This window comes from Alteripontixanthobacter maritimus, from assembly GCF_003340475.1.
Classification (GTDB): domain Bacteria; phylum Pseudomonadota; class Alphaproteobacteria; order Sphingomonadales; family Sphingomonadaceae; genus Alteripontixanthobacter; species Alteripontixanthobacter maritimus.
In genome coordinates, this window is sequence record NZ_QBKA01000002.1 from 1,669,092 (window position 1) to 1,687,617 (window position 18,526).

The 18,526-nt window shown below is 60.6% G+C and carries 20 protein-coding genes and 1 tRNA gene; 11 read left to right on the forward strand and 10 right to left on the reverse strand.

What is annotated here, in order from left to right:
• Positions 1-22: 22 nt before the first annotated feature.
• The gene (locus tag HME9302_RS08295; RefSeq protein WP_115366628.1) at positions 23-3,037 is read right to left on the reverse strand and encodes a TonB-dependent receptor; all 3,015 of its coding nucleotides are present in this window, start codon (positions 3,035-3,037) and stop codon (positions 23-25) included.
• Positions 3,038-3,278: 241 nt separating this feature from the next.
• Between HME9302_RS08295 and infA the strand changes: the two genes are divergently transcribed.
• From infA to HME9302_RS08320, 5 genes are all read left to right on the forward strand, one after another.
• A complete protein-coding gene (gene infA, locus HME9302_RS08300; protein ID WP_067600927.1) occupies positions 3,279-3,536 on the forward strand; it encodes a translation initiation factor IF-1 in 258 nt (85 codons plus the stop codon).
• Between the two features lie 6 nt (positions 3,537-3,542).
• Positions 3,543-4,142, forward strand: coding sequence for a Maf family protein (locus HME9302_RS08305; RefSeq protein WP_230079933.1), 600 nt, complete (start codon positions 3,543-3,545; stop codon positions 4,140-4,142).
• On the forward strand, positions 4,135-5,109 hold the full coding sequence (locus HME9302_RS08310) for a ribonuclease E/G (protein ID WP_326833159.1): 975 nt from the start codon (positions 4,135-4,137) through the stop codon (positions 5,107-5,109). The genes HME9302_RS08305 and HME9302_RS08310 overlap by 8 nt, the downstream gene beginning before the upstream one ends.
• A complete protein-coding gene (locus HME9302_RS08315; RefSeq protein WP_115366630.1) occupies positions 5,106-5,312 on the forward strand; it encodes a DNA gyrase inhibitor YacG in 207 nt (68 codons plus the stop codon). Before HME9302_RS08310 ends, HME9302_RS08315 begins: the two co-directional genes overlap by 4 nt.
• A gap of 91 nt (positions 5,313-5,403) precedes the next feature.
• Positions 5,404-5,478: transfer RNA gene (locus HME9302_RS08320), tRNA-Phe, on the forward strand.
• Positions 5,479-5,506: 28 nt separating this feature from the next.
• On the opposite strand, the gene HME9302_RS08325 is transcribed toward HME9302_RS08320, so the two are convergent.
• Entirely contained in the window at positions 5,507-6,310 is an 804-nt protein-coding gene (locus tag HME9302_RS08325; RefSeq protein ID WP_115366631.1) for a sterol desaturase family protein, read from the reverse strand.
• Between the two features lie 54 nt (positions 6,311-6,364).
• Between HME9302_RS08325 and HME9302_RS08330 the strand changes: the two genes are divergently transcribed.
• The gene (locus tag HME9302_RS08330; protein ID WP_115366632.1) at positions 6,365-6,952 is read left to right on the forward strand and encodes a TIGR04282 family arsenosugar biosynthesis glycosyltransferase; all 588 of its coding nucleotides are present in this window, start codon (positions 6,365-6,367) and stop codon (positions 6,950-6,952) included.
• Positions 6,949-7,671 carry a glycosyltransferase gene (locus HME9302_RS08335; protein ID WP_115366633.1) on the forward strand — a complete coding sequence of 241 codons (723 nt, stop codon included), beginning with the start codon at positions 6,949-6,951 and terminating at the stop codon, positions 7,669-7,671. Before HME9302_RS08330 ends, HME9302_RS08335 begins: the two co-directional genes overlap by 4 nt.
• Positions 7,672-7,699: 28 nt before the next feature.
• Here the strand turns inward: HME9302_RS08335 and HME9302_RS08340 are convergent, their stop codons facing one another.
• Entirely contained in the window at positions 7,700-8,731 is a 1,032-nt protein-coding gene (locus HME9302_RS08340) for an SDR family oxidoreductase (RefSeq protein WP_230079934.1), read from the reverse strand.
• Positions 8,722-9,774 carry a methyltransferase domain-containing protein gene (locus HME9302_RS08345; protein ID WP_115366634.1) on the reverse strand — a complete coding sequence of 351 codons (1,053 nt, stop codon included), beginning with the start codon at positions 9,772-9,774 and terminating at the stop codon, positions 8,722-8,724. The genes HME9302_RS08340 and HME9302_RS08345 overlap by 10 nt, the downstream gene beginning before the upstream one ends.
• Positions 9,775-9,875: 101 nt before the next feature.
• Between HME9302_RS08345 and HME9302_RS08350 the strand changes: the two genes are divergently transcribed.
• Positions 9,876-11,291 (forward strand): dihydrolipoyl dehydrogenase family protein, encoded by a 1,416-nt coding sequence (locus tag HME9302_RS08350; protein ID WP_115366635.1) that lies wholly within the window; start codon positions 9,876-9,878, stop codon positions 11,289-11,291.
• Positions 11,291-12,301: a radical SAM protein gene (locus HME9302_RS08355; protein ID WP_115366636.1), complete on the forward strand. Its 1,011-nt coding sequence runs from the start codon at positions 11,291-11,293 to the stop codon at positions 12,299-12,301. The genes HME9302_RS08350 and HME9302_RS08355 overlap by 1 nt, the downstream gene beginning before the upstream one ends.
• 3 nt (positions 12,302-12,304) lie before the next feature.
• Here the strand turns inward: HME9302_RS08355 and HME9302_RS08360 are convergent, their stop codons facing one another.
• The 3 genes from HME9302_RS08360 to HME9302_RS08370 are packed head-to-tail and all read right to left on the reverse strand — an operon-like array spanning position 12,305 to position 14,854.
• Positions 12,305-12,871, reverse strand: coding sequence for a DUF2061 domain-containing protein (locus HME9302_RS08360; RefSeq protein ID WP_115366637.1), 567 nt, complete (start codon positions 12,869-12,871; stop codon positions 12,305-12,307).
• A 40-nt stretch (positions 12,872-12,911) separates the two neighbouring features.
• Complete coding sequence (fghA, locus tag HME9302_RS08365) at positions 12,912-13,748, reverse strand: S-formylglutathione hydrolase (RefSeq protein ID WP_115366638.1); 837 nt, start codon at positions 13,746-13,748, stop codon at positions 12,912-12,914.
• The gene (locus HME9302_RS08370) at positions 13,748-14,854 is read right to left on the reverse strand and encodes an S-(hydroxymethyl)glutathione dehydrogenase/class III alcohol dehydrogenase (protein ID WP_115366639.1); all 1,107 of its coding nucleotides are present in this window, start codon (positions 14,852-14,854) and stop codon (positions 13,748-13,750) included. Before HME9302_RS08370 ends, fghA begins: the two co-directional genes overlap by 1 nt.
• Positions 14,855-14,969: 115 nt before the next feature.
• On the opposite strand from HME9302_RS08370, the gene HME9302_RS08375 reads away from it, so the two are divergent.
• Positions 14,970-15,419, forward strand: coding sequence for a hypothetical protein (locus HME9302_RS08375; protein ID WP_115366640.1), 450 nt, complete (start codon positions 14,970-14,972; stop codon positions 15,417-15,419).
• Between the two features lie 103 nt (positions 15,420-15,522).
• Here the strand turns inward: HME9302_RS08375 and HME9302_RS08380 are convergent, their stop codons facing one another.
• Positions 15,523-16,254, reverse strand: a complete 732-nt coding sequence (locus tag HME9302_RS08380; protein WP_147270792.1) for a hypothetical protein — start codon at positions 16,252-16,254, stop codon at positions 15,523-15,525.
• Positions 16,255-16,323: 69 nt separating this feature from the next.
• On the opposite strand from HME9302_RS08380, the gene HME9302_RS08385 reads away from it, so the two are divergent.
• Entirely contained in the window at positions 16,324-16,557 is a 234-nt protein-coding gene (locus HME9302_RS08385; RefSeq protein WP_115366642.1) for a hypothetical protein, read from the forward strand.
• Positions 16,558-16,622: 65 nt separating this feature from the next.
• Here HME9302_RS08385 and HME9302_RS08390 read toward each other — a convergent pair whose 3' ends face one another.
• Both HME9302_RS08390 and HME9302_RS08395 read right to left on the reverse strand, forming a co-directional pair.
• Positions 16,623-17,327, reverse strand: coding sequence for a cupin domain-containing protein (locus HME9302_RS08390; RefSeq protein WP_115366643.1), 705 nt, complete (start codon positions 17,325-17,327; stop codon positions 16,623-16,625).
• 31 nt (positions 17,328-17,358) lie between these two features.
• Positions 17,359-18,522, reverse strand: coding sequence for an acyl-CoA dehydrogenase family protein (locus HME9302_RS08395; protein WP_115366644.1), 1,164 nt, complete (start codon positions 18,520-18,522; stop codon positions 17,359-17,361).
• Positions 18,523-18,526: the final 4 nt, after the last annotated feature.

Below are 18,526 nucleotides of genomic sequence, written 5' to 3' on the forward strand. Positions count from 1 at the left end.
GGCTCGGTGATTTGCGCGGTTTTTAGAACATCTTGCGCAGATCGAACGATACTACGCGGCCGACCGGATCGATCAGGTCGGGCTGGTAGGCTAGCGGCACAAGGCCGTCACCATCGGTAACCTTGCGGCGACTGTCGAAGATATTGGAAACACTGAACGAAACACGCGTCCCCTTGAAGATACCCGGCTCCGGGCCGGTCAACCAAGTCTGCTGGGACAGGTCGATAAATGCACGGGCAGATACACTTGCCAATCCGTCGAAGGTAAGCTCGTCAACCTCGTACCCGCTGTCGTAATTTGCGTTCAATCTCACGCCGATGCCGTCGGTAAAAAACCCACCATTGAACTGCACCGTGTGCTTCGCCACTCCGCCACCACCCAGAGCGTCCCCGTCCAACAGATCGAGCCTGGGCCCGGCATCCGCGACAAGCGCATCGTTTCGCAATTCGAGCGAGTAATAGACGGAGGCATTCCAGCGCCCCGGCCCACCGCGCCGCATGCCGCCCCCACCGCCGCGACGTTGGCTGCGTGATTGACCGACTTGCTGGCCTTTTTGTTCGCTGCTCTGCTGTTCGGTTTTCGCGTGACCATCGGCCGGTTTTGCCGCGTCGCTGCCTGTCGCAGGAGGCTGTGGCGAACGGCCTTCCATCCGTCTCGCCATACGCGCGCTGGCTTCGTCGCTGCATAGCCTCGCCTGCAGCCGTCCGACCCGTTCCGGATCGACCTGCCCGTTATCGCCGCGCAGGCGCTCGAGCATTTGCGGAGGCAGCCGCAACACGGCCTCGCCATCACTTGCGCCATTCCCGCCCGAACCCGCTTCGGTATTGTCCCGGTTTAATTTCGCAGCGAGAGCGGCTGGCTCCATCGCGCAAACCTGCTGGCGTAAGGCGGCAAAACGATCCGGATCGAAAGGCATACCCCCCCTACGATTGCCGGCGCGCGCGCCATCGGCCCCATCATCGCGGGGGGAAGCTGTCGGACGGGCGGTCGTCGGTGCGCTTTGCGATGAATTGCTTTCGCTGCCGGTAGTCTGGCCATCCGTATCGGCTTGCCCACCTCGTGCACCACCTGGTCGCCCTCCACCGGGCGGTCGGCCCCCTCCGCTACCGCTGTCGTCTATCCGGCCGAACAGGTTCACCCCGAAACGCAGCCGCTCGCTATCCCGGCGGGCGAAAGTGACCGAGCGGCGATCCACGGCCAGCAGGCGGCCGGTCAGGTCGTCGCGCGTTACCCGGTCGGGAAAGGCCGCCTCGATAGTCGGCGTCAGCAGCGGGAACCCTTCCACCGTGTCACGCGAACTGTTGGCAAAATATTCCACGCTCAGCGATGTCCGGTCGAACCAGTCCAGTTGCAACGTCGCGCCCAGCTTCCAGTCTTTCTGTGTTTCCGCGCGAAGATCGGGGTTGCCGCCGGTGATTATGGTAGCGAGAGTGTTCGCTCCGGTGGCGAAATCGAAAACCGGGACATTGAACGTTTCGACGACCGGACTGCCCAGTACGGAAAGCCCCGGCGCTGCTTCGGCCACAATGCGCGTCGCGCTCAACGTCAACTTGTCGACCGGCTGCCAAGTCAGGCCGATATTGTAGTCCGTCAGCGTGCCGAAATCACTGAGCTCGTTGATCCCGGCACCCAATGAAAGGGTCAGGTCACCCAACCCCGCCAGTACGTCCTCGCGCCGGCTGGTGAGAGGAGCGACGAGCGAGACACCGCCCGACAGATCGCCACGTGAAAGGTCCGTTGGCGGACCGCCAAAGCGCGTATCCACGCTTTCGATGCTGGTATAGGAATATCCCGCATCGAAATTCGTACGGAGCTCTCCTGCGGGCAGGAACAACGGACGGCCGCGCGCGGTCAGCTTGGTGGAAATTGCGTCGGCCTGACTACGCGCCGTGTCGAACCCTGCATCCGGTACGGTTGGCAGGACGCCGTCTGGCGCGAGTGCTCCTGCGTCGACTGCGTCCTGCAGCGTGTTGCCCGGCCGCCTGCGGTCGATCTCGGTCTGCCCATCGGTGCGGCTGGCATTGAAGGTGGCGGCCATATCCCAGAAACCCAGCCGTTTGTTCAGCGCGCTGCCCAGCGTATAGGTCGTACTTTCGCTGCGCCGCTCCAGCGGGTTGTCGTCCAGCACGCGGATAGTCCCATTTCCCGCTGCATCCCGCAGGATCACTGTATCGAGGCCCGAAAGGCTGGTCGTTTCCGTCCGGTCGAGCCCGGCAGACAGTGTCAGCTGTCCACCTGCACCGCCGCCCAGACCGATCGAATAGGTCGCGTCGAGTTCGCCATTGTCGCTGCGGGAGGCAAGGCTGCGAAACGGGGCGGGATCGGGATCGGTGGCGACGTCGGACACGCTGCCTGCGGTCTGGATAATGTCGCGCTCGTTTTCGGTCAGCAGGCTGCTGCCATTATATTCTGCGGCAATATTCATGCGGCGCGGTCCGTCGATCGTCAGCAGCGACGCTTCTACTTCGGAAGACAGCCGCCCCCCGGCGGTGGGGGTGGACAGGCCGAGTTCCAGTTCACGACTGGCGAAATTATCCTTCAGGATGAAATTCAATACGCGTTGGTCGGGCGAAAAACCGTATTCCAGCGCCACTTCCTCGGGCAGGACCTGTACCGTCTTGATGGCTTCAGGCGGATAGCGGCGGAATTCGCGAAAACTGGATATGCGTTGGCCGTTGATCAGGAAGATCGGCCTGCCGCCCCCGCGCCCGCGCCCCGAGCCTGTTTGCGCAGAAAGCTGACCCACCAGATCGGCAATGGAATTCGCCCCGTAGGAAGCGATTTCCGCCTCATCCAGCTCGATGATGGGGGCCTGTTCTGTCTCGACCGAGCCGAAGAAACGCTCTGCCGTGACGACAATCTCGTTATCGTCTGCCGGAGGGCCGGGATCGGCAGGCGCTTCTGCGGGCACATCGGGTGCGCCATCGGTCTGCGCATGAGCAGGAGCAGCCGCAACGACCGAAGCCGCGCAGAGCGCAAAGCTGGAAACTATTCCGAAAGCTGATGTGAAGACGGTCGGCCGATATTCGAGGCGCACAGTTAGCTTATCCTTGCTTCAACCGCCCCGAAACCCTCCTGCCGCATGGCTGGACGGTGGACAACAATGCATTGGTAACGTTCGGTCGCAGAAATAAGCACTTGGGGCGATGAATGGCCGATGATTGCAGCAAATTGATCGACCAGCGGCTATTTCCTTCCCTTTTGCACGATGCGGGGGTATGCGGCGCGCCACGGCCCCGTATCCGGGTCCCAGTAGAATATGGAATAGACAAGAGCTTATGGCAAAAGAAGAACTCCTCGAAATGCGCGGCAAGGTGGTGGAATTGCTGCCCAATGCGATGTTCCGGGTAGAGCTTGAAAATGGCCATGAAGTGCTCGGCCATACCGCTGGCAAGATGCGCAAAAACCGTATCCGCGTGCTGGTGGGTGACGAGGTGCTGTGCGAACTGACACCTTATGACCTGACCAAGGCGCGCATTACCTACCGCTTCATGCCGGGTCGCGGTGGGCCGGGACAGGGTCCGGGCCCTGCATAAAAGGGCGTGACTGCGCCTGCGGTAATTCCCGAACTGGTGCTGGCTTCGGCCAGTCCGCGCCGCCGTGATCTGCTTGGCCGGTTGGGAATCGAACCTGGCAGCATTGCCCCAGCCGATATCGACGAGACCCCCAAGCCAAGCGAGCTGCCACGCGACTATGCGCGGCGTATGGCGGCGGAGAAGGCTGTGGCCGCTGCGGCAAGTAACGACGCGGCCAGCGCGCACATCCTTGCGGGTGATACCGTGGTGGCCGTCGGTCGCCGCATTCTACCCAAGGCAGAAGATGAGGCTACTGCGCGCCGCTGCCTGGACCTGCTTTCGGGCCGGCGGCATACCGTATTCAGCGCCATCGCATTGCGCGCGCCTGATGGAAGCTTGCGCGAAAAGATGAGCGAGACTGCGGTCAAGTTCAAGCGCCTTTCGGACCAGGAAATGCGCGATTATCTCGCATCCGGCGAATGGCACGGCAAGGCGGGTGGCTACGCTATCCAAGGTGCAGCCGAGGGGCTGATCGGTTGGATCCAGGGTAGCCATTCCGGTGTAGTGGGAATGCCGCTTTACGAAACAAGGCTGCTGCTTAAGGCGGCGGGTTTCAAGCTTGGCTGACGAAATGTCCGATGGCTGGCTGGTCGAAGAAGGCATTGCCGAACATCGCGCCGTCCGGCTCGAGAACGGACACATGGTCGCAGCGAGGCTGGAATGGCCCGGCAGGCTGGTGGCGGGCGAGATCGCAGATGCCATTCTTCTCAGTCGGACCTCGAGCAGCGCGCGCGGCACAGCACGCTTTGCCAGCGGCGAAGAGGCTTTGGTCGATCGGCTGCCTTCCTCGATAAGCGAAGGTGCGGCGCTCAGGCTGGAAGTCACCCGCGCGGCTTTGGGCGAACGCGGGCGACTGAAACGCGCGCAGGCACGGCCCAGCGAAGCCGCTATCCGCCCCGCCCCTACGCTTACCGAACGGTTGGGTAATGACGCCCGTATCGTGCGGCGCTTCCCTGACGTAGTGGATTGGGAGGACGTGTTTGCGGCCGCCTGGTCGGGTCAGATCGATTACGCCGGCGGTGCGCTGCTATTGGCGGACACCCCGGCCATGACATTGATCGATGTCGATGGCACCGCACGGGCCGCGGTGGTGGAAGTGGCGAAAGCGTTGCGCCTGCTGGATATTGGCGGTTCCATCGGGATCGACTTCCCCACCATGACCGAGAAAGCTGTCCGCAAGGCGCTCGACGCATCGTTGGAAAGCGCGCTGGCCGGATGGTCGCACGAACGAACCGCCATGAACGGGTTCGGTTTCGTGCAGTTGGTCGCGCGGCTGGAAGGTCCGTCCATTTTCCAGCGTGTCACTCGCTCCCGCACCGGCGCGGCGGCCCGTATCCTGTTGCGCCGGGCGGAACGGACGGAGGGGCCGGGCACTTTGCTGCTGACCTGCCACCCGGCGCTGAAGGCGAAGCTGCGTCCCGAATGGCTGGCGGAACTGGCGCGGCGCACCGGCCGTTCGGCGGACGCGGTCGAGTTGGTCTTCGAACCAACCCTTGCGCTGGAGGCGGGGCACGCCCAGATTGTGACGCGATGACAACTTCAACCGCCCGGTCCAAACCCTGCCCTATCTGCAAGAAACCGCGCGCGGCTGAGTTCCATCCCTTCTGTTCCCAGCGCTGCCGTGACCGTGATTTGGCGCGGTGGTTCGGCGATGGTTACGCGGTCCCTGGCCGCCCTGCGCTGCCCGATGAAATCGCCGCGGAAATAACGCCCTCGCCGGATGACGACACCCCCTGATTTCCCCTTGCCAAAGCCGCGCCCGCCAGCCATAGGCGCGCTTCCCACCCGCTGGCTGCATCGCGGCCCGGGCGGTTTGGTGAAAAGTGATGCCTGAGTAGCTCAGGGGTAGAGCAGACGACTGAAAATCGTCGTGTCGGTGGTTCAAATCCGCCCTCGGGCACCACTTTCCCACCCATTCTCAAACAATCGCATTAGCTCGAATAAGGCTTCACGCCTTCAGGTTGCGGCAGGAACGGTGCCGTAAGGCTCGTCGCTAGCGCGAGATCTTCCAGCGCATCCTCATCCTCCACCCCAATGTCGATGACGCGCGGGTCGGATTTAGTACGGAATGTGCCGTGTAAACGGTCCCAGAAGCTCAGCCCGCTGGTGAAATTCGCGTTCTGCTCCTCCGCTACTTTGGAATGGTGTATGCCGTGCATCCGGGGTGTGGTCAGGACGAGCGACAGGCGGCGGTCCCATTCCTGGGGAAGCCGCAGATTGCTATGGTGGAACAGGATCGATGCGTTGAAAAAATTACGCCAGTAACGCAGCGTCTTCGGGCTTGCCCCACTAAGCCGCACCTGCACCAGCCGCCATGGGAGCGACACCAACATATCGGCGGGATGAAAGCGGACAGCAGTGCTCGCGTCCATGTCGGGATCGATGTGGTGGACGCGGTGAAAACGGTACAGGAACGGCACCCGGTGCGTGGCCACGTGCCAGAGGTAGAATCCATAATCCATCGCCGCTGCCCCGGCCAACAGACGCAGCGAACGCGGAAACCATTGTGCAAACCCGCGCCGGTTCACAAGATTTCCGGCCGCCACCCGGTTCGCCAGCGGAACCTCCGCCATCGCGACCACAGCCGCGCACCCCGCCCCCAAGGCGAGATTGCGTACGGTGCGCCGTTTCTCGTCATGTTCCTGTTCACGCAGTGGTCTGCGACGTTCGAGCACCGCGATTGCCCCTACGAACGCGGCGGCACAGACGGCAAAGATCATCGAGTTCCGGTTCATGCCAATCGTAATGCCCCATGGCCCGCGGCGCTCCAAGGCGCTATCGCGCGTTCCATGTCTGATGACGCGCGCCCCACCCTGCATATATTCGCGCGTTGGCCGGAACCCGGACAGGCGAAGACTCGGCTGATCCCGCACTTCGGTAAAGATGGTGCAGCAGCAATTTACCGCAAGCTATTGGCGCATACCGTGGAAACCGCTCGTGCCAGCGGACTGCCGTTCGTGGTTCGTGTGACCGGCGCGGAGCCTGCACGGTTCCGCGAGTGGCTGGGTCATGATGCGGAAGTAGTCGATCAGGGCGACGGCAACCTTTCGGACAAACTTGCACGAATGCCCGCGCCTGGCATCGCGTTGGGCAGCGATTGCCCCGGCCTGACTGTGGATCACCTCGGCGAAGCGGCAGGGGCACTGGCAGACCACAATGCATGTGTCGGCCCGGCCAGTGATGGCGGCTATTGGGCGCTTGGACTGATGCGCCCGATGCCGTGGGTTTTTACAGGAATGGAATGGAGCACCGACACGGTGTTTGACCAGACAATACAGCGGCTGCGCACGGCACGTGCTTCAGTGGCCATATTACCCGAGCTTTCCGATGTCGATCTGGCCGAGGACCTCGCAGCCTGGCCGGAATTCCTCCCGTGAGCCGTGTGACGCTGGTGGTCCCCGTGCTGGACGAGGCTGCTACCCTTCCCACCCTGATCGAAGCGCTGGACCGTTTGGAACCGAAACCTGCTGCCATCGTCGCGGTGGATGGTGGCAGCACGGATGATACTTGCGCCATGGTGCGCGGTGCTGGCTGGACATTGCTGCCATCGGCCAGGGGCCGCGCGGTGCAGATCAATGCCGGAGTTGCAGCGGCGCGGACCGTGTATGTCTGCGTCCTTCATGCCGATACCATCCCACCTGCCGATATGGTGCAGGTGATCGAGGACACCCTGCGCGACGAAAGCATCGCGCTGGCTGCTTTTACCCCACTGATTACGGGCGCGAAAACGCGGTGGGGCACATCCCTGCATAACTGGCTGAAGACCTGGTACGCGCCGCTCATCACCCGGCCGCATCTGTTTTTCCGAGGCGTGCGGCTGTTGTTCGGCGATCATGCCATGTTCTTTCGCCGCAACCAGTACCTTGCCATCGGCGGCTGCGATCCGGGCACGCCGGTGATGGAAGAAGCGGATCTGTGCATCAAGTTCGCGCGGCTTGGGCGGATCAAGCTGGTCCCGCGGATCGTACGCACCAGCGACCGGCGGATCGCCGAATGGGGGGCGCTGAAGGCGAACTGGATCTACTTCAAGATCGGCATCATGTGGGCCTTCGGTGCGCGCAAAAGGCTGGCGCGGGACTATCCGGATATTCGTTAATCCCGATACTCGGCAAGCCTGATATTCCTCATGCAGCGCGGCTATCCTTCAAAAAACCGATATCGATGCAGTACAGTATCAGCCTTTGCAGCAGCGCAGGGTCCACCGGCGGACCCGCCATGCCGGTCACGGCGCTGAAGCGGCTGTCATCGAAACGCGGGTCGCGTTGAAAATAGGCCGCGTACAAACCCGCCACACGCTTGAACAGGCGGCGCTCCAGCGGCGGCAGGCTATCGGGATCAAACCCGTCCGCCTCGACCAGCATCGGTGCATCGAACGCGGGGAAGCTGCCGATGGCTGCGGCAAAGGTTTCAACCGGCACTGCGCCGCCTGATACCAGATGGTATGCGCCGCCATTGGCCTCCCCCATACGCTGCGCCAGCATCGTAATACCGGCGGCGACATGGTCGATAGTCACGAAGTCCAGTGTGGCCCCGCGTGCTACAGGCATGTGCCGCACCCGGCCTTCCGCAATCAGCTTGAACGCAGCGTAGATCGTATCGAACTGGCGGATTGCGCCGGTTCTGCTGTCACCCACCACGATGCTGGGGCGAGCAATTGCGTAGCGCAGGCCGCTGGCTCTGACGAGCGCTTCCGCCTGCGCCTTGCTGGCCTCGTAACCATTGGTGAAACTGTTGGTGGGCAAAGCATCGGTTTCGAGGATTTCACCGGACCGCGCACCACACACGTAAGCTGTGCTGACCTGCAACAGGTCCATATCGCCAGCCTGTGCAAGCGCAATCGCGCGCGCGGTTCCTTCGATGTTGGTCGCGCGGTATTCCTCCTCGCTCGCATCGAACCGGGTAAGCGCCGCACAATGCATTAGCAGGTCGTGCGTATTCGCTAACCGTTCGTATGTGGCGGCATCAAGCGCCAGCCGGTCCTGCGTAAGATCCGCCGTGACGATTTCCGCCACTTCGACCGGCGTTCCATCGTTGGCGAGGATGTCGCGATTGTTGCGCACCAGCGCCGTTACGCGGTGGCCGGCTTGCGTCAGTCGCTCAGCGAGTTCCCCGCCGATCAGCCCGGCCGCGCCGGTGAGCAGGATATTCAGCAACACGCCGCGCCTTCATCGGCGGGCGATGCGGGACCGGCAAAGGGCATTTCGGTCCCGCAGCCGGCGAACACGCCGTAATGGTTGGAGAAGTCCCCGATGAAGTCGAAATGCTGTGTGAAACGACTGTCCGCCAGCATTTTCCAGCTATTGCCGCAGACGGAAAACACGCGCCCGCGTTCGATCTGGTGATGGCTGTCGAGTTCGAAGATGCGTTCCTGTCCGGCGACACCACCCTTGTAGACCACCGCCTGACCGTAATCTTCGCATTGTGGTTCCAGCCCGTCGATGCGGAACAGCCGCCATGTTGCCGAGTGGAAGCCGATCCCATCCAGCTTTGCTCCTACCGCCTTGTCGCCAATGGCCAGCGGGCGACTGGTAACGAGCCGCGGGTCGGAAAAGCCTGCCTGTTTCGCCTGATCGAGGAAGTCACCCCAATACAGCGCCCCGCCAAGGCACTCGCCATGCAGTACCGGATCGGATTGCAACGCTTCCGGCACGCGGCGGTCGGAATAAACGTCGGAGAAATACAGCTCTCCGCCCGGTTTCAGCAGCTTGAGTGCAGCGGCAAACACGGCCTGCTTGTCCGCCACCAGATTGATGACGCAGTTGGACACGATCACATCGAAGGAGGCGGCGGGTAATTCCAGCACATCCAGCTTCTCGATGTCGCCTTCCACGAAACGCACGTTCGATTTGGCATAGCCAAAGCGGTCGCGGTGCCATTCCAGATGCTCGTTCGCCACGGCCAGCTGCTCTGCCGTCGCGTCCACACCTGTCACGCTGCCGTGCTCGCCCACCATCTGTGCCAGCAGGTAGGCATCCTGACCGCTGCCGGACCCCAGATCGAGGATATGTGCGCCTTCGATGGCGGCAGGCGCGACCAGGCCGCAGCCGTAATACCGCGCCTTTACGTCCGGATGGACATTGGCAAGCGCGCCCAGCACCGCTGGCGGCGGGGGCTCGGTAGTGCAGCAGGCGTCGGTTTTGAGATCGGAACTGTTTGCCAGCACCTTGCCGTAATAGTTCTGGCTGTTTTCGAGATTCATGTAACCCGTCCATCCTTGGCTGCGAACCCGACAAGCAATCGGGCAGCTTTATGTCCTGCAACACGCATTCGCTTATCCAGTCAAATAGGTTACGGGCGGCCATGGAATATTCTCACGACGTTATCGTTATCGGCGGCGGTGCTGCCGGCCTGACCGCAGCCGGTGGCTGTGCATTGTTCGGCCTGAAAGTTGCCTTGATCGAAGCGCACGAAATGGGCGGCGAGTGCCTCAACAATGGCTGCGTGCCGTCCAAGGCGCTGATAACCGCAGCCAAGCGAGCCGGGGAAGCGCGCGAGGAACGCCGGTTCGGTGTGACACTGGCGGCTCCGCAGGTGGAATGGGCTGGTGTGCACCGGCATATCCATGACGCCATCGCCGAAATCGCGCCGCACGATTCGCAGGAACGGTTCGAGGAAATGGGCTGCGAGGTACTGCGCGAACGCGCGGTGCTGACAGGGCCGAACTCGGCCCAAGTGGGAGGCCGCACGCTGACCGCACCGCGCATCGTGCTGGCGACAGGCTCCCGGCCGTTCGTGCCGCCGATCGACGGTATCGAAACCGTACCCTATCTGACTAACGAGAACCTGTTCGATCTTGATATCCTGCCGGACCACCTTGTTGTCATCGGCGGCGGGGTAATCGGTATGGAAATGGCGCAAAGCTTCCGCAGGTTGGGTAGCCGGGTGACCATAATCGAACCGGACCGCCCGATGGGCCGCGATGACGAAGGTAATGTCGCCGTGGTCGTTGATACGATGAAGGCGGAAGGCGTCCGCTTCGTTCAGGGCAAGGCGAAGGCCGTGTCGGGCACTGCCGGGGCCATCCTTGTCGAGATCGACGGCGCGCAGAGTGTCGAAGGGTCGCACCTACTGGTTGCCGTCGGCCGCAAGGCCAACATCGATGGCTTGGGGCTGGATGCAGTCGGCGTCGAGACCGGCAAGAACGGCATCGTGGTCGACGACCGCCGCCGTACTTCGATCAAGCACATCTATGCTATCGGCGATTGCCGCGACGGACCGCGCCTGACTCATGTGTCTGGCTATGAAGGCAGCAACGTCGCGCTCGAAATTACGCTGGGCGTGCCCACGAAAGTGGACTGGTCGGCGCTACCCTGGTGCACATACACCTCCCCCGAAGTCGCGCAGATCGGCCTGACGGAAGCAGATGCGCGCAAGACACATGGCGATGCGATCAAAATCATCACCGAAGGATTCGACCATAATGAGCGTGCGATTGCAGAAGGGCAAACGAAGGGCCGCATGAAGGTAATTTTCAAAGGCAAAAAAGTGATCGGCGCCAGCATCGTGGGCAAGAATGCCGGCGATCTGCTGTTACCGCTTTCGCAGACCATTACCGGCAAGAGCTCCACCTTTGCCCTTGGCAGCGCGGTCATCGCCTATCCAACCCGCAGCGAAATTACCAAGGCTGCAGCCTTCGCCGCGTGGGAGCCAACCGTATTCGGCAAAATTCCCAAGGCATGGGCAGGCCTGCTCGCCGGTATGCGGAGGCGTTTCTGATGGCTTTGGCACGCACAAGCGAACGCGTTCGTAAGAGCCGCAACACCCCTGTCGGACCCTCCCCCTTCGCAGTGGAAGCGGCCCCGCTGCCGGCTGCCAAGTTCAGCGATCCTGAAGTCACTGCGAAAGGCGAAGCGCGCGCGTCGGTGCCGCTCGTGGAGCTCGAGACGCTGTGGTTCAACACCGGCACACTGTGCAACCTTGCCTGCGCCACCTGCTATATCGAGAGCAGCCCGACCAACGACGCACTTGTCTACATTTCGGCAGCCCATGTGGCGCAATATCTGGACGAAATCGAGAGCGGCGGATTGGCAACGCGCGAAATCGGCTTCACCGGCGGCGAACCGTTCATGAACCCGGACTTTCCTGCGATGCTAAGCGATGTGCTTGATCGTGGATACGAGGCGCTTGTGCTGTCCAACGCGATGAAGCCGTTGCGGCGGCACGAGGCAGCGCTTCTGACAATGCGCGAGAAGCACGGCGACAGGTTGACCATGCGGATCAGCCTCGACCATTACACACAGACAATCCACGAGGGCGAGCGCGGGCCGCGCAGCTGGGAACCGGCCATGAGCGGGCTCCGCTGGCTGTCCGATAATGGTTTTCAAATTGCAGTGGCGGGGCGCCTGCCGCCGGGAGAAACCGACGCGCTCGCCCGCGCCGGCTACGCATTGCTGTTCGAGGGGGAAGGCATTGCAATCGACGCGCAAGACCCGACCGCGCTCACACTGTTTCCCGAAATGGACGAAACTGCTGATATTGCCGAGATCACCACCGCCTGCTGGAGCATTCTGGACAAGCACCCGGCCGATATCATGTGCGCCACCAGCCGCATGGTCGTCCACCGCAAGGGAGAAGCCGCGCCGCGCGTCGCAGCCTGCACGCTGATCCCCTACGATCCCGGGTTCGACTTAGGCGCAACCTTGGACGAGGCAAGCCAACCCGTGGCGCTCAACCACCCGCATTGCGCGCGGTTCTGTGTGCTTGGCGGGGCAAGCTGCTCCGCCTGAAGGTCAGGTTGGACTTACTGCAGCGCTGGCTACCGGCGCACCGTGGACGATACCAAACCCGATCTTCGACCAGATGCGTTCGTGGAAAAAATACAGGATAAGCTTTGTAAAGACTTCCAGCCCGCCGATGGACACCGCGGTGGCGATGCTGCCGGTAAAGAACCACGCCAGCACCATCGTATCGAGCGAGGCGATCGTGCGCCATGTCGCCGTCTTGGTTGAGGAACGCGCCAGCGTTTCGCGGCGCTTGCCGTTCACCACCGATGTCCCCCAGCGGAGCCAGACCCAGAACCTCTCGTGCAGGAAATAGAACACCATCTTGGTGACCACTTCCGTAATAGCGATGTAGCTGGCCGTCTCCAGAGCTTCCCCGCCGCTTTGCTCAAGCCCGAAATACGGGCCGAGATAGGTAATCAGCAGGTAGGATAGCAGCAGCGTATCGAGCGTACCGACGATACGCCAGGACACCGCCTTCGCTACCGAGCGCCGGGTCTGTATGCGTGGGGGATGGGGCGCATCCAGCGCGGCCGTTTCGGGGCCAAAGATCGGTTTTTCCGGGTGTTCCTGCATACGGGCCGCTGTGGGCCTAAATGCAGACCATGTCGAGCAGTCAGCCCTTCAGCCGCTTGGCGTGCCAGCCGATATGGTCCGCCATGAAGGTGGAAATGAAATGATAGGAATGGTCGTACCCCTCCTGCATTCTGATCGCAGCGTTGATACCTGCATCCTCGCACACGTCGCGCAGCAGAGCGGTTGAAAGCTGTTCTTCAAGGAACTGGTCGGCCGTCCCCTGATCGATCAGCAATTGCGCCGGACGTGCACCGCTTTCTATCAGAGCCACGGCATCGTATTCTTCCCAGGCGGCGCGGTCTTCCCCCAAATAACGGGAGAACGCTTTCTGGCCCCACGGCACGCGGGACGGGGCGCAGATCGGAGCGAAGGCGCTGATTGACCGGTAGCGACCCGGATTGCGTAACCCGATAGTCAACGCGCCATGACCGCCCATCGAATGCCCGGTGATACCCTGCCGGTCCAGGTCCACCGGGAACTCCTCCCCCACCAGCTCGCACAATTCGGACGTCACATAATCGCGCATATTGTAATGTTCGGCCCAGGGTTCCTCGGTCGCATCGAGATAGAAACCCGCGCCGGTACCGAAATCGTATTCATCTTCCGCGTCTGGCACATCGTCGCCGCGCGGAGAGGTATCTGGCGCGACAAAGATGATGCCATGTTTCGCGCAGGCAGCGCGATACTCGCCCTTGTCGGTCACGTTCTCATGCGTGCAGGTCAGGCCGGAGAGATACCAGAGCACCGGCAGCTTCGCACCGTCCTCGTGCGGCGGGACGAACACCGAAAAGCGCATTTCAGTGCCCGTCGCTTCGGATGCGTGACGATAGACGCCTTGAACGCCGCCATGGCTGCGGGCTTCGCTTACAGTTTCCATCAATAGACCACCACTGCGCGAATGGATTCGCCTGCATGCATCAGGTCGAAACCCTTGTTAATCTCGTCCAACGTCAGGCGGTGAGTGATCATGGGATCGATGGCGATCTTGCCGTCCATATACATGTCGACAATATCCGGCACATCCGTCCGTCCTTTGGCCCCGCCAAACGCCGTGCCGCGCCAGTTGCGGCCCGTGACAAGCTGGAACGGCCGGGTCGAGATTTCCGCGCCCGCCTCTGCCACGCCGATGATGATGCTGGTGCCCCAACCCTTGTGACAGCATTCCAGCGCATCGCGCATCACGGCGGTGTTGCCGGTGCAATCGAAGCTGTAATCTGCACCGCCATCGAGCATGTTGACCAGATGTTCGACCGTGTTCCCGACATCGTTTGGATTGACGAAATCGGTCATCCCGAACTTACGGCCCCAGTCTTCCCGGTCGGGGTTGATGTCGACGCCCACGATGCGCGCCGCGCCCGCCAGCTTCGCGCCCTGAAGCACGTTCAGGCCGATCCCGCCAAGGCCAAACACCACCACATTGTCGCCCGGCTGGACCTTCGCCGTCTTGGTAACCGCGCCGACGCCCGTCGTCACGCCGCAACCGATATAGCAAGTCGTGTCGAATGGCGCGTCGGTGCGAATCTTGGCTACTGCGATTTCAGGGAGCACGGTGAAGTTCGAAAAGGTGGAGCAGCCCATATAGTGGAAGATCGTCTCCCCCTTGTAGCTGAACCGGCTGGTGCCATCCGGCATCACACCGCGCCCCTGCGTTTCGCGAATGGCGCTGCACAGATTGGTCTTGCCCGACAGGCACATCTTACATTCGCGGCATTCAGGCGTGTACAGCGGTATGACGTGATCGCCCACGGCCACGCTGGTCACGCCCGCACCGATCTCGCGCACGATCCCCGCGCCCTCATGCCCCAGGATCGACGGGAAGATGCCTTCGGAATCCTTGCCGTCCAGCGTGTAACTGTCGGTGTGGCAGATGCCGGTGGCCATCAGTTCGACCAGCACCTCGCCGTCTTTCGGACCTTCCAGATCGACGTCCACGATCTCGAGGGGCTGGTTGGGGGCGAAGGCTACGGCTGCTCTGGTTTTCATGGAGCAGGCCATACTGCTCCGCATTCGTGCCGCCAACCCGCAGCGGTGATATTCAGCGCAGGCTCAGACGGGATCCTCCACTAATTTCGAGCGATATCAACGGTTCGAGGAAAACATGACGAAACGCATTGTTACATCGGTTGCGGCACTCGCGGGAATAGCCCTTGCCAGCCCGGCAGCCGCGCAGGGCATCGAAGATACGGACACGGCAGAAGCCGCCGCCGTGGTGATGGCTGAAAGAATGCGCGATCCCGCAGTACAGGACCGCATGGTCGGCGTGCTAGCGGACCTGATGGACGCGATGCTCGATGTAAAAGTCGGACCGCTGGCAGAAACGCTGGAGGAGTTCGGCGACGAGCCGGTTGAAGGGATTGACCGCGATGCGACCCTGCGGGATCTCGCCGGACCCGATGCGGAAGATATTCCTGCCGATGTGGCAGAGGAACTGCCGCGCGCGATGGACGCGATGGCAGGCATGACCAAAGGTTTGGCCGCAATGCTGCCTGCGTTGCGGGAGATGGCGAAAACCACGAAAGAAAGTCTTCTGAACGATAGCCGCTTTTAATGTCTGGCGCGGTTTAGCATTCTGCAGGCGATCGATACTTTTTAAAGAATTACTTTCCGGAAATCAGCAAAATGGTTAATATGATTTTCAGACAATGTTTTATTTATCTTGAATTGCCCATTATAAAATCACCCTGTGATAAATCGTTCGCGAGTCTATTATCTGCGCTTATCGTATTTATTCTATTTCCATCAAGCATGGTGGAATAGTAATCTGGAAGCCATGGTAGGTAATTTTCAACAATGTTGTGAGTAACCGGATCTTCAGTAATCTGCACAGTGACACGCCGTAAGTGCACGCCATTACCAAATGTACCCGCCAGGTCGTCAGGATCGACAAGTTTTACGGTAGTTGGAATGGACGAGTTGGCGAAAGTCACCATCATTGGATAGCCGGACAGCCGTATGTCCGGTTCGATAAGAGGCCACCGACGCGGCAGGGTCACCTCACCGTCAATCAGCAGCATATTATCAAACCTGTCGGTGTAGCTTTCGCCAGCCACCTTAGGTGCCGCATCCTGCATTACGATCCCAGCCCAACCAATCTGATCTTCCGAACGCAACAGCGCGAACAGCGTGCCGCCATTTGGCAGATCGACTGTTACTGCTTCACCGTAAATACTGCGATTGATAGCTTGGCTGCCAGGACTTGAGCCCGGTCGCACCAGTTTTTGCTGCACTTCGATCACACTTGATCCGGTACGCAAACCTTCAGGCGTATCGACTTCAACCGTGAGGCGATATCTATAATCGAGCGCGGTGTTGTCAGCACATGCAATCGTCGCGGGCAGCAGGGCGGCGGCCAATACGGCCTTCAAGATAGATCGGCGTTCCATCCGACAGCCCATAAACGCATCGTATTTACAATTACATACTGCGCGCAATCAGCATTTTCATGATTTCGTTTGGGAGAAGCATTGGAGGAGTTCGGCGACGAGCCGGTCAAGGGGCTCGATCGTGACACGACCCTGCGGGGTCTCGCCGGACCCGATGCCGACAATATGCCTGGTGAACTGGCGGAGGAACTGCCGCGCGCGATGGACGCGATGGCTGACACGGCGAAGGGCTTCGCCGCGATGCTGCCAGCGTTGCGGGAGATGGGGCGCGACAGGCGGCGGACTTTGGAAAAGATGCTTTGACCGCGAGTAGTGATTAAAATTTCAGCATAATTCTTTTATAAATAAGATTTTTCCATTGCACAGGCTTATTCCTTCAAAAACATTCCGTCTAAATCACCAACTGGCAATCCACTTGGGAAGTCATCCTTCGTCAATTGACGATCGAAGGGTTTGTAAAGCCACCTTAACTTTTTGCTAATGCTATTGGTCACCGGATCGTCAGTGATCTGGACTGTGATGCGCTGAAGGTTCACCCTATGACCGAATTTTTCATCTAAATTATCGGGATCTACGATCTGTACGCTGGAGGGATCGTTGGGGTCGGTGAAGGTTACCAAAAATGGATAGCCGGATAGCTTTAGATCGAAATCGTTAATTGACCAGTAGCGTGGCAATTTTACTTCACCATCGATCAATAGCATATTGTCGAACGTCTCCTGATGAATTTCGCCCGACACTTTAGGGGCTGCCTGCTGCATCACGCTGGCCGCCCAATCGATCTGATCTTCTGAGCTTAACAGCGCAAACAGAGTGCCGCCGTTTGGCAGATCAACCGTCACAGCTTCGCCATACGCCCTACGACTGACTATGACGCTGCTTGGGTTAGCGCCGGATCGCACCAACTTCTGCCGCACTTCGATCACACTCGAGCCGGTACGCAGGCCGTCAGGCGTGTCCACTTCCACCGTCAGACGGTACCGATAATCCGGCGCGGTGTTGTCAGCGCACGCGATTGTCGCGGGCAGCAGGGCAGTGGCCAATACGGCCTTCAAGATAGATCGGCGTTCCATCCGACAGCCCATAAACGCATCATATTTACAATCACATACTGCGCGCAATCAGCATTTTCATGATTTCGTTGCTGCCGCCGAAGATGCGGCTGATGCGGCTGTCGCGGTACATTCTGGCGATGGGGTAATCGTTGATGTAGCCCCAGCCGCCATGCAGTTGCAGGCATTTGTCCACTACTTCGCCCTGCAATTCGGTGCACCAGTATTTCGCCGCTGCTGCCGCGTCGGGCGATAGCTCGCCTTCCAGATGGCGTGCGATGCAGTCATTGACGAACACTTTGGCTGCCATCCCCTTCGCCTTCAGTTCGGCGAGCACGAATTGCGTGTTCTGGAAATCCCAGATGGTCTGGCCGAACGCCTTGCGGTTCTTGACGTAATCCAGCGTGGTTTCCAGAGCCTTTTCGATTGTGAGCACCGCGCCCTGAGCGATGAGCAGCCGTTCCTGCCCCAGTTCGCCCATCAGCTGCGCAAAGCCGCGCCCTTCCTCACCGCCCAGCACATTTTCCGCTGGTACGAACACATCATCGAAGAACAGTTCCGACGTGTCGGACGCGTCCATTCCGATCTTGTCCAGCTTCTTGCCGCGTGCGAAGCCGTCCGCGCCTTCTGTTTCGAGGCACATTAGCGAAATGCCCTTGCCGCGTGCATCCGGATCGGTCTTCGCCACCACAATGATGAAATCTGCGACCTGGCCGTTGGAGATGAAGGTCTTGGACCCGTTCAATCGGTAGCCATTGCCGTCCTTTAGAGCGGTAGTACTAATCGATTGCAGGTCCGACCCGACGCCCGGTTCGCTCATCGCGATGGCCGTCACCAGCTCGCCCGATACCATCTTGGGCAGCCAGCGTTTCTTCTGTTCCTCCGTCCCGTGCCGCACGATGTAGGGTACGCAGATGACGTTATGGAGCGACGCGTTAAAGCCGCCCGCACCGTGCTTGGCCGTCTGGTTCACCACCACCATATCGTGCCGGAAATCGCCGCCATGGCCGCCATATTCCTCGGGCACTGACACGCCAAGCAAGCCCGCCTCGCCAGCCTCATGCCAGAATTCACGCTCGCACTGGCCCGCCTCTTCCCAGCTTTTCTTGCGTTTGTCCGAAAGGTTGCGCTGGAAGAATTTGTCCACCGCATCGTCGAACACCGAAATCTCTTCGTCGGCCATGAATGCGGGTTCGGGAATGTTGAGTGCGGACATCGGG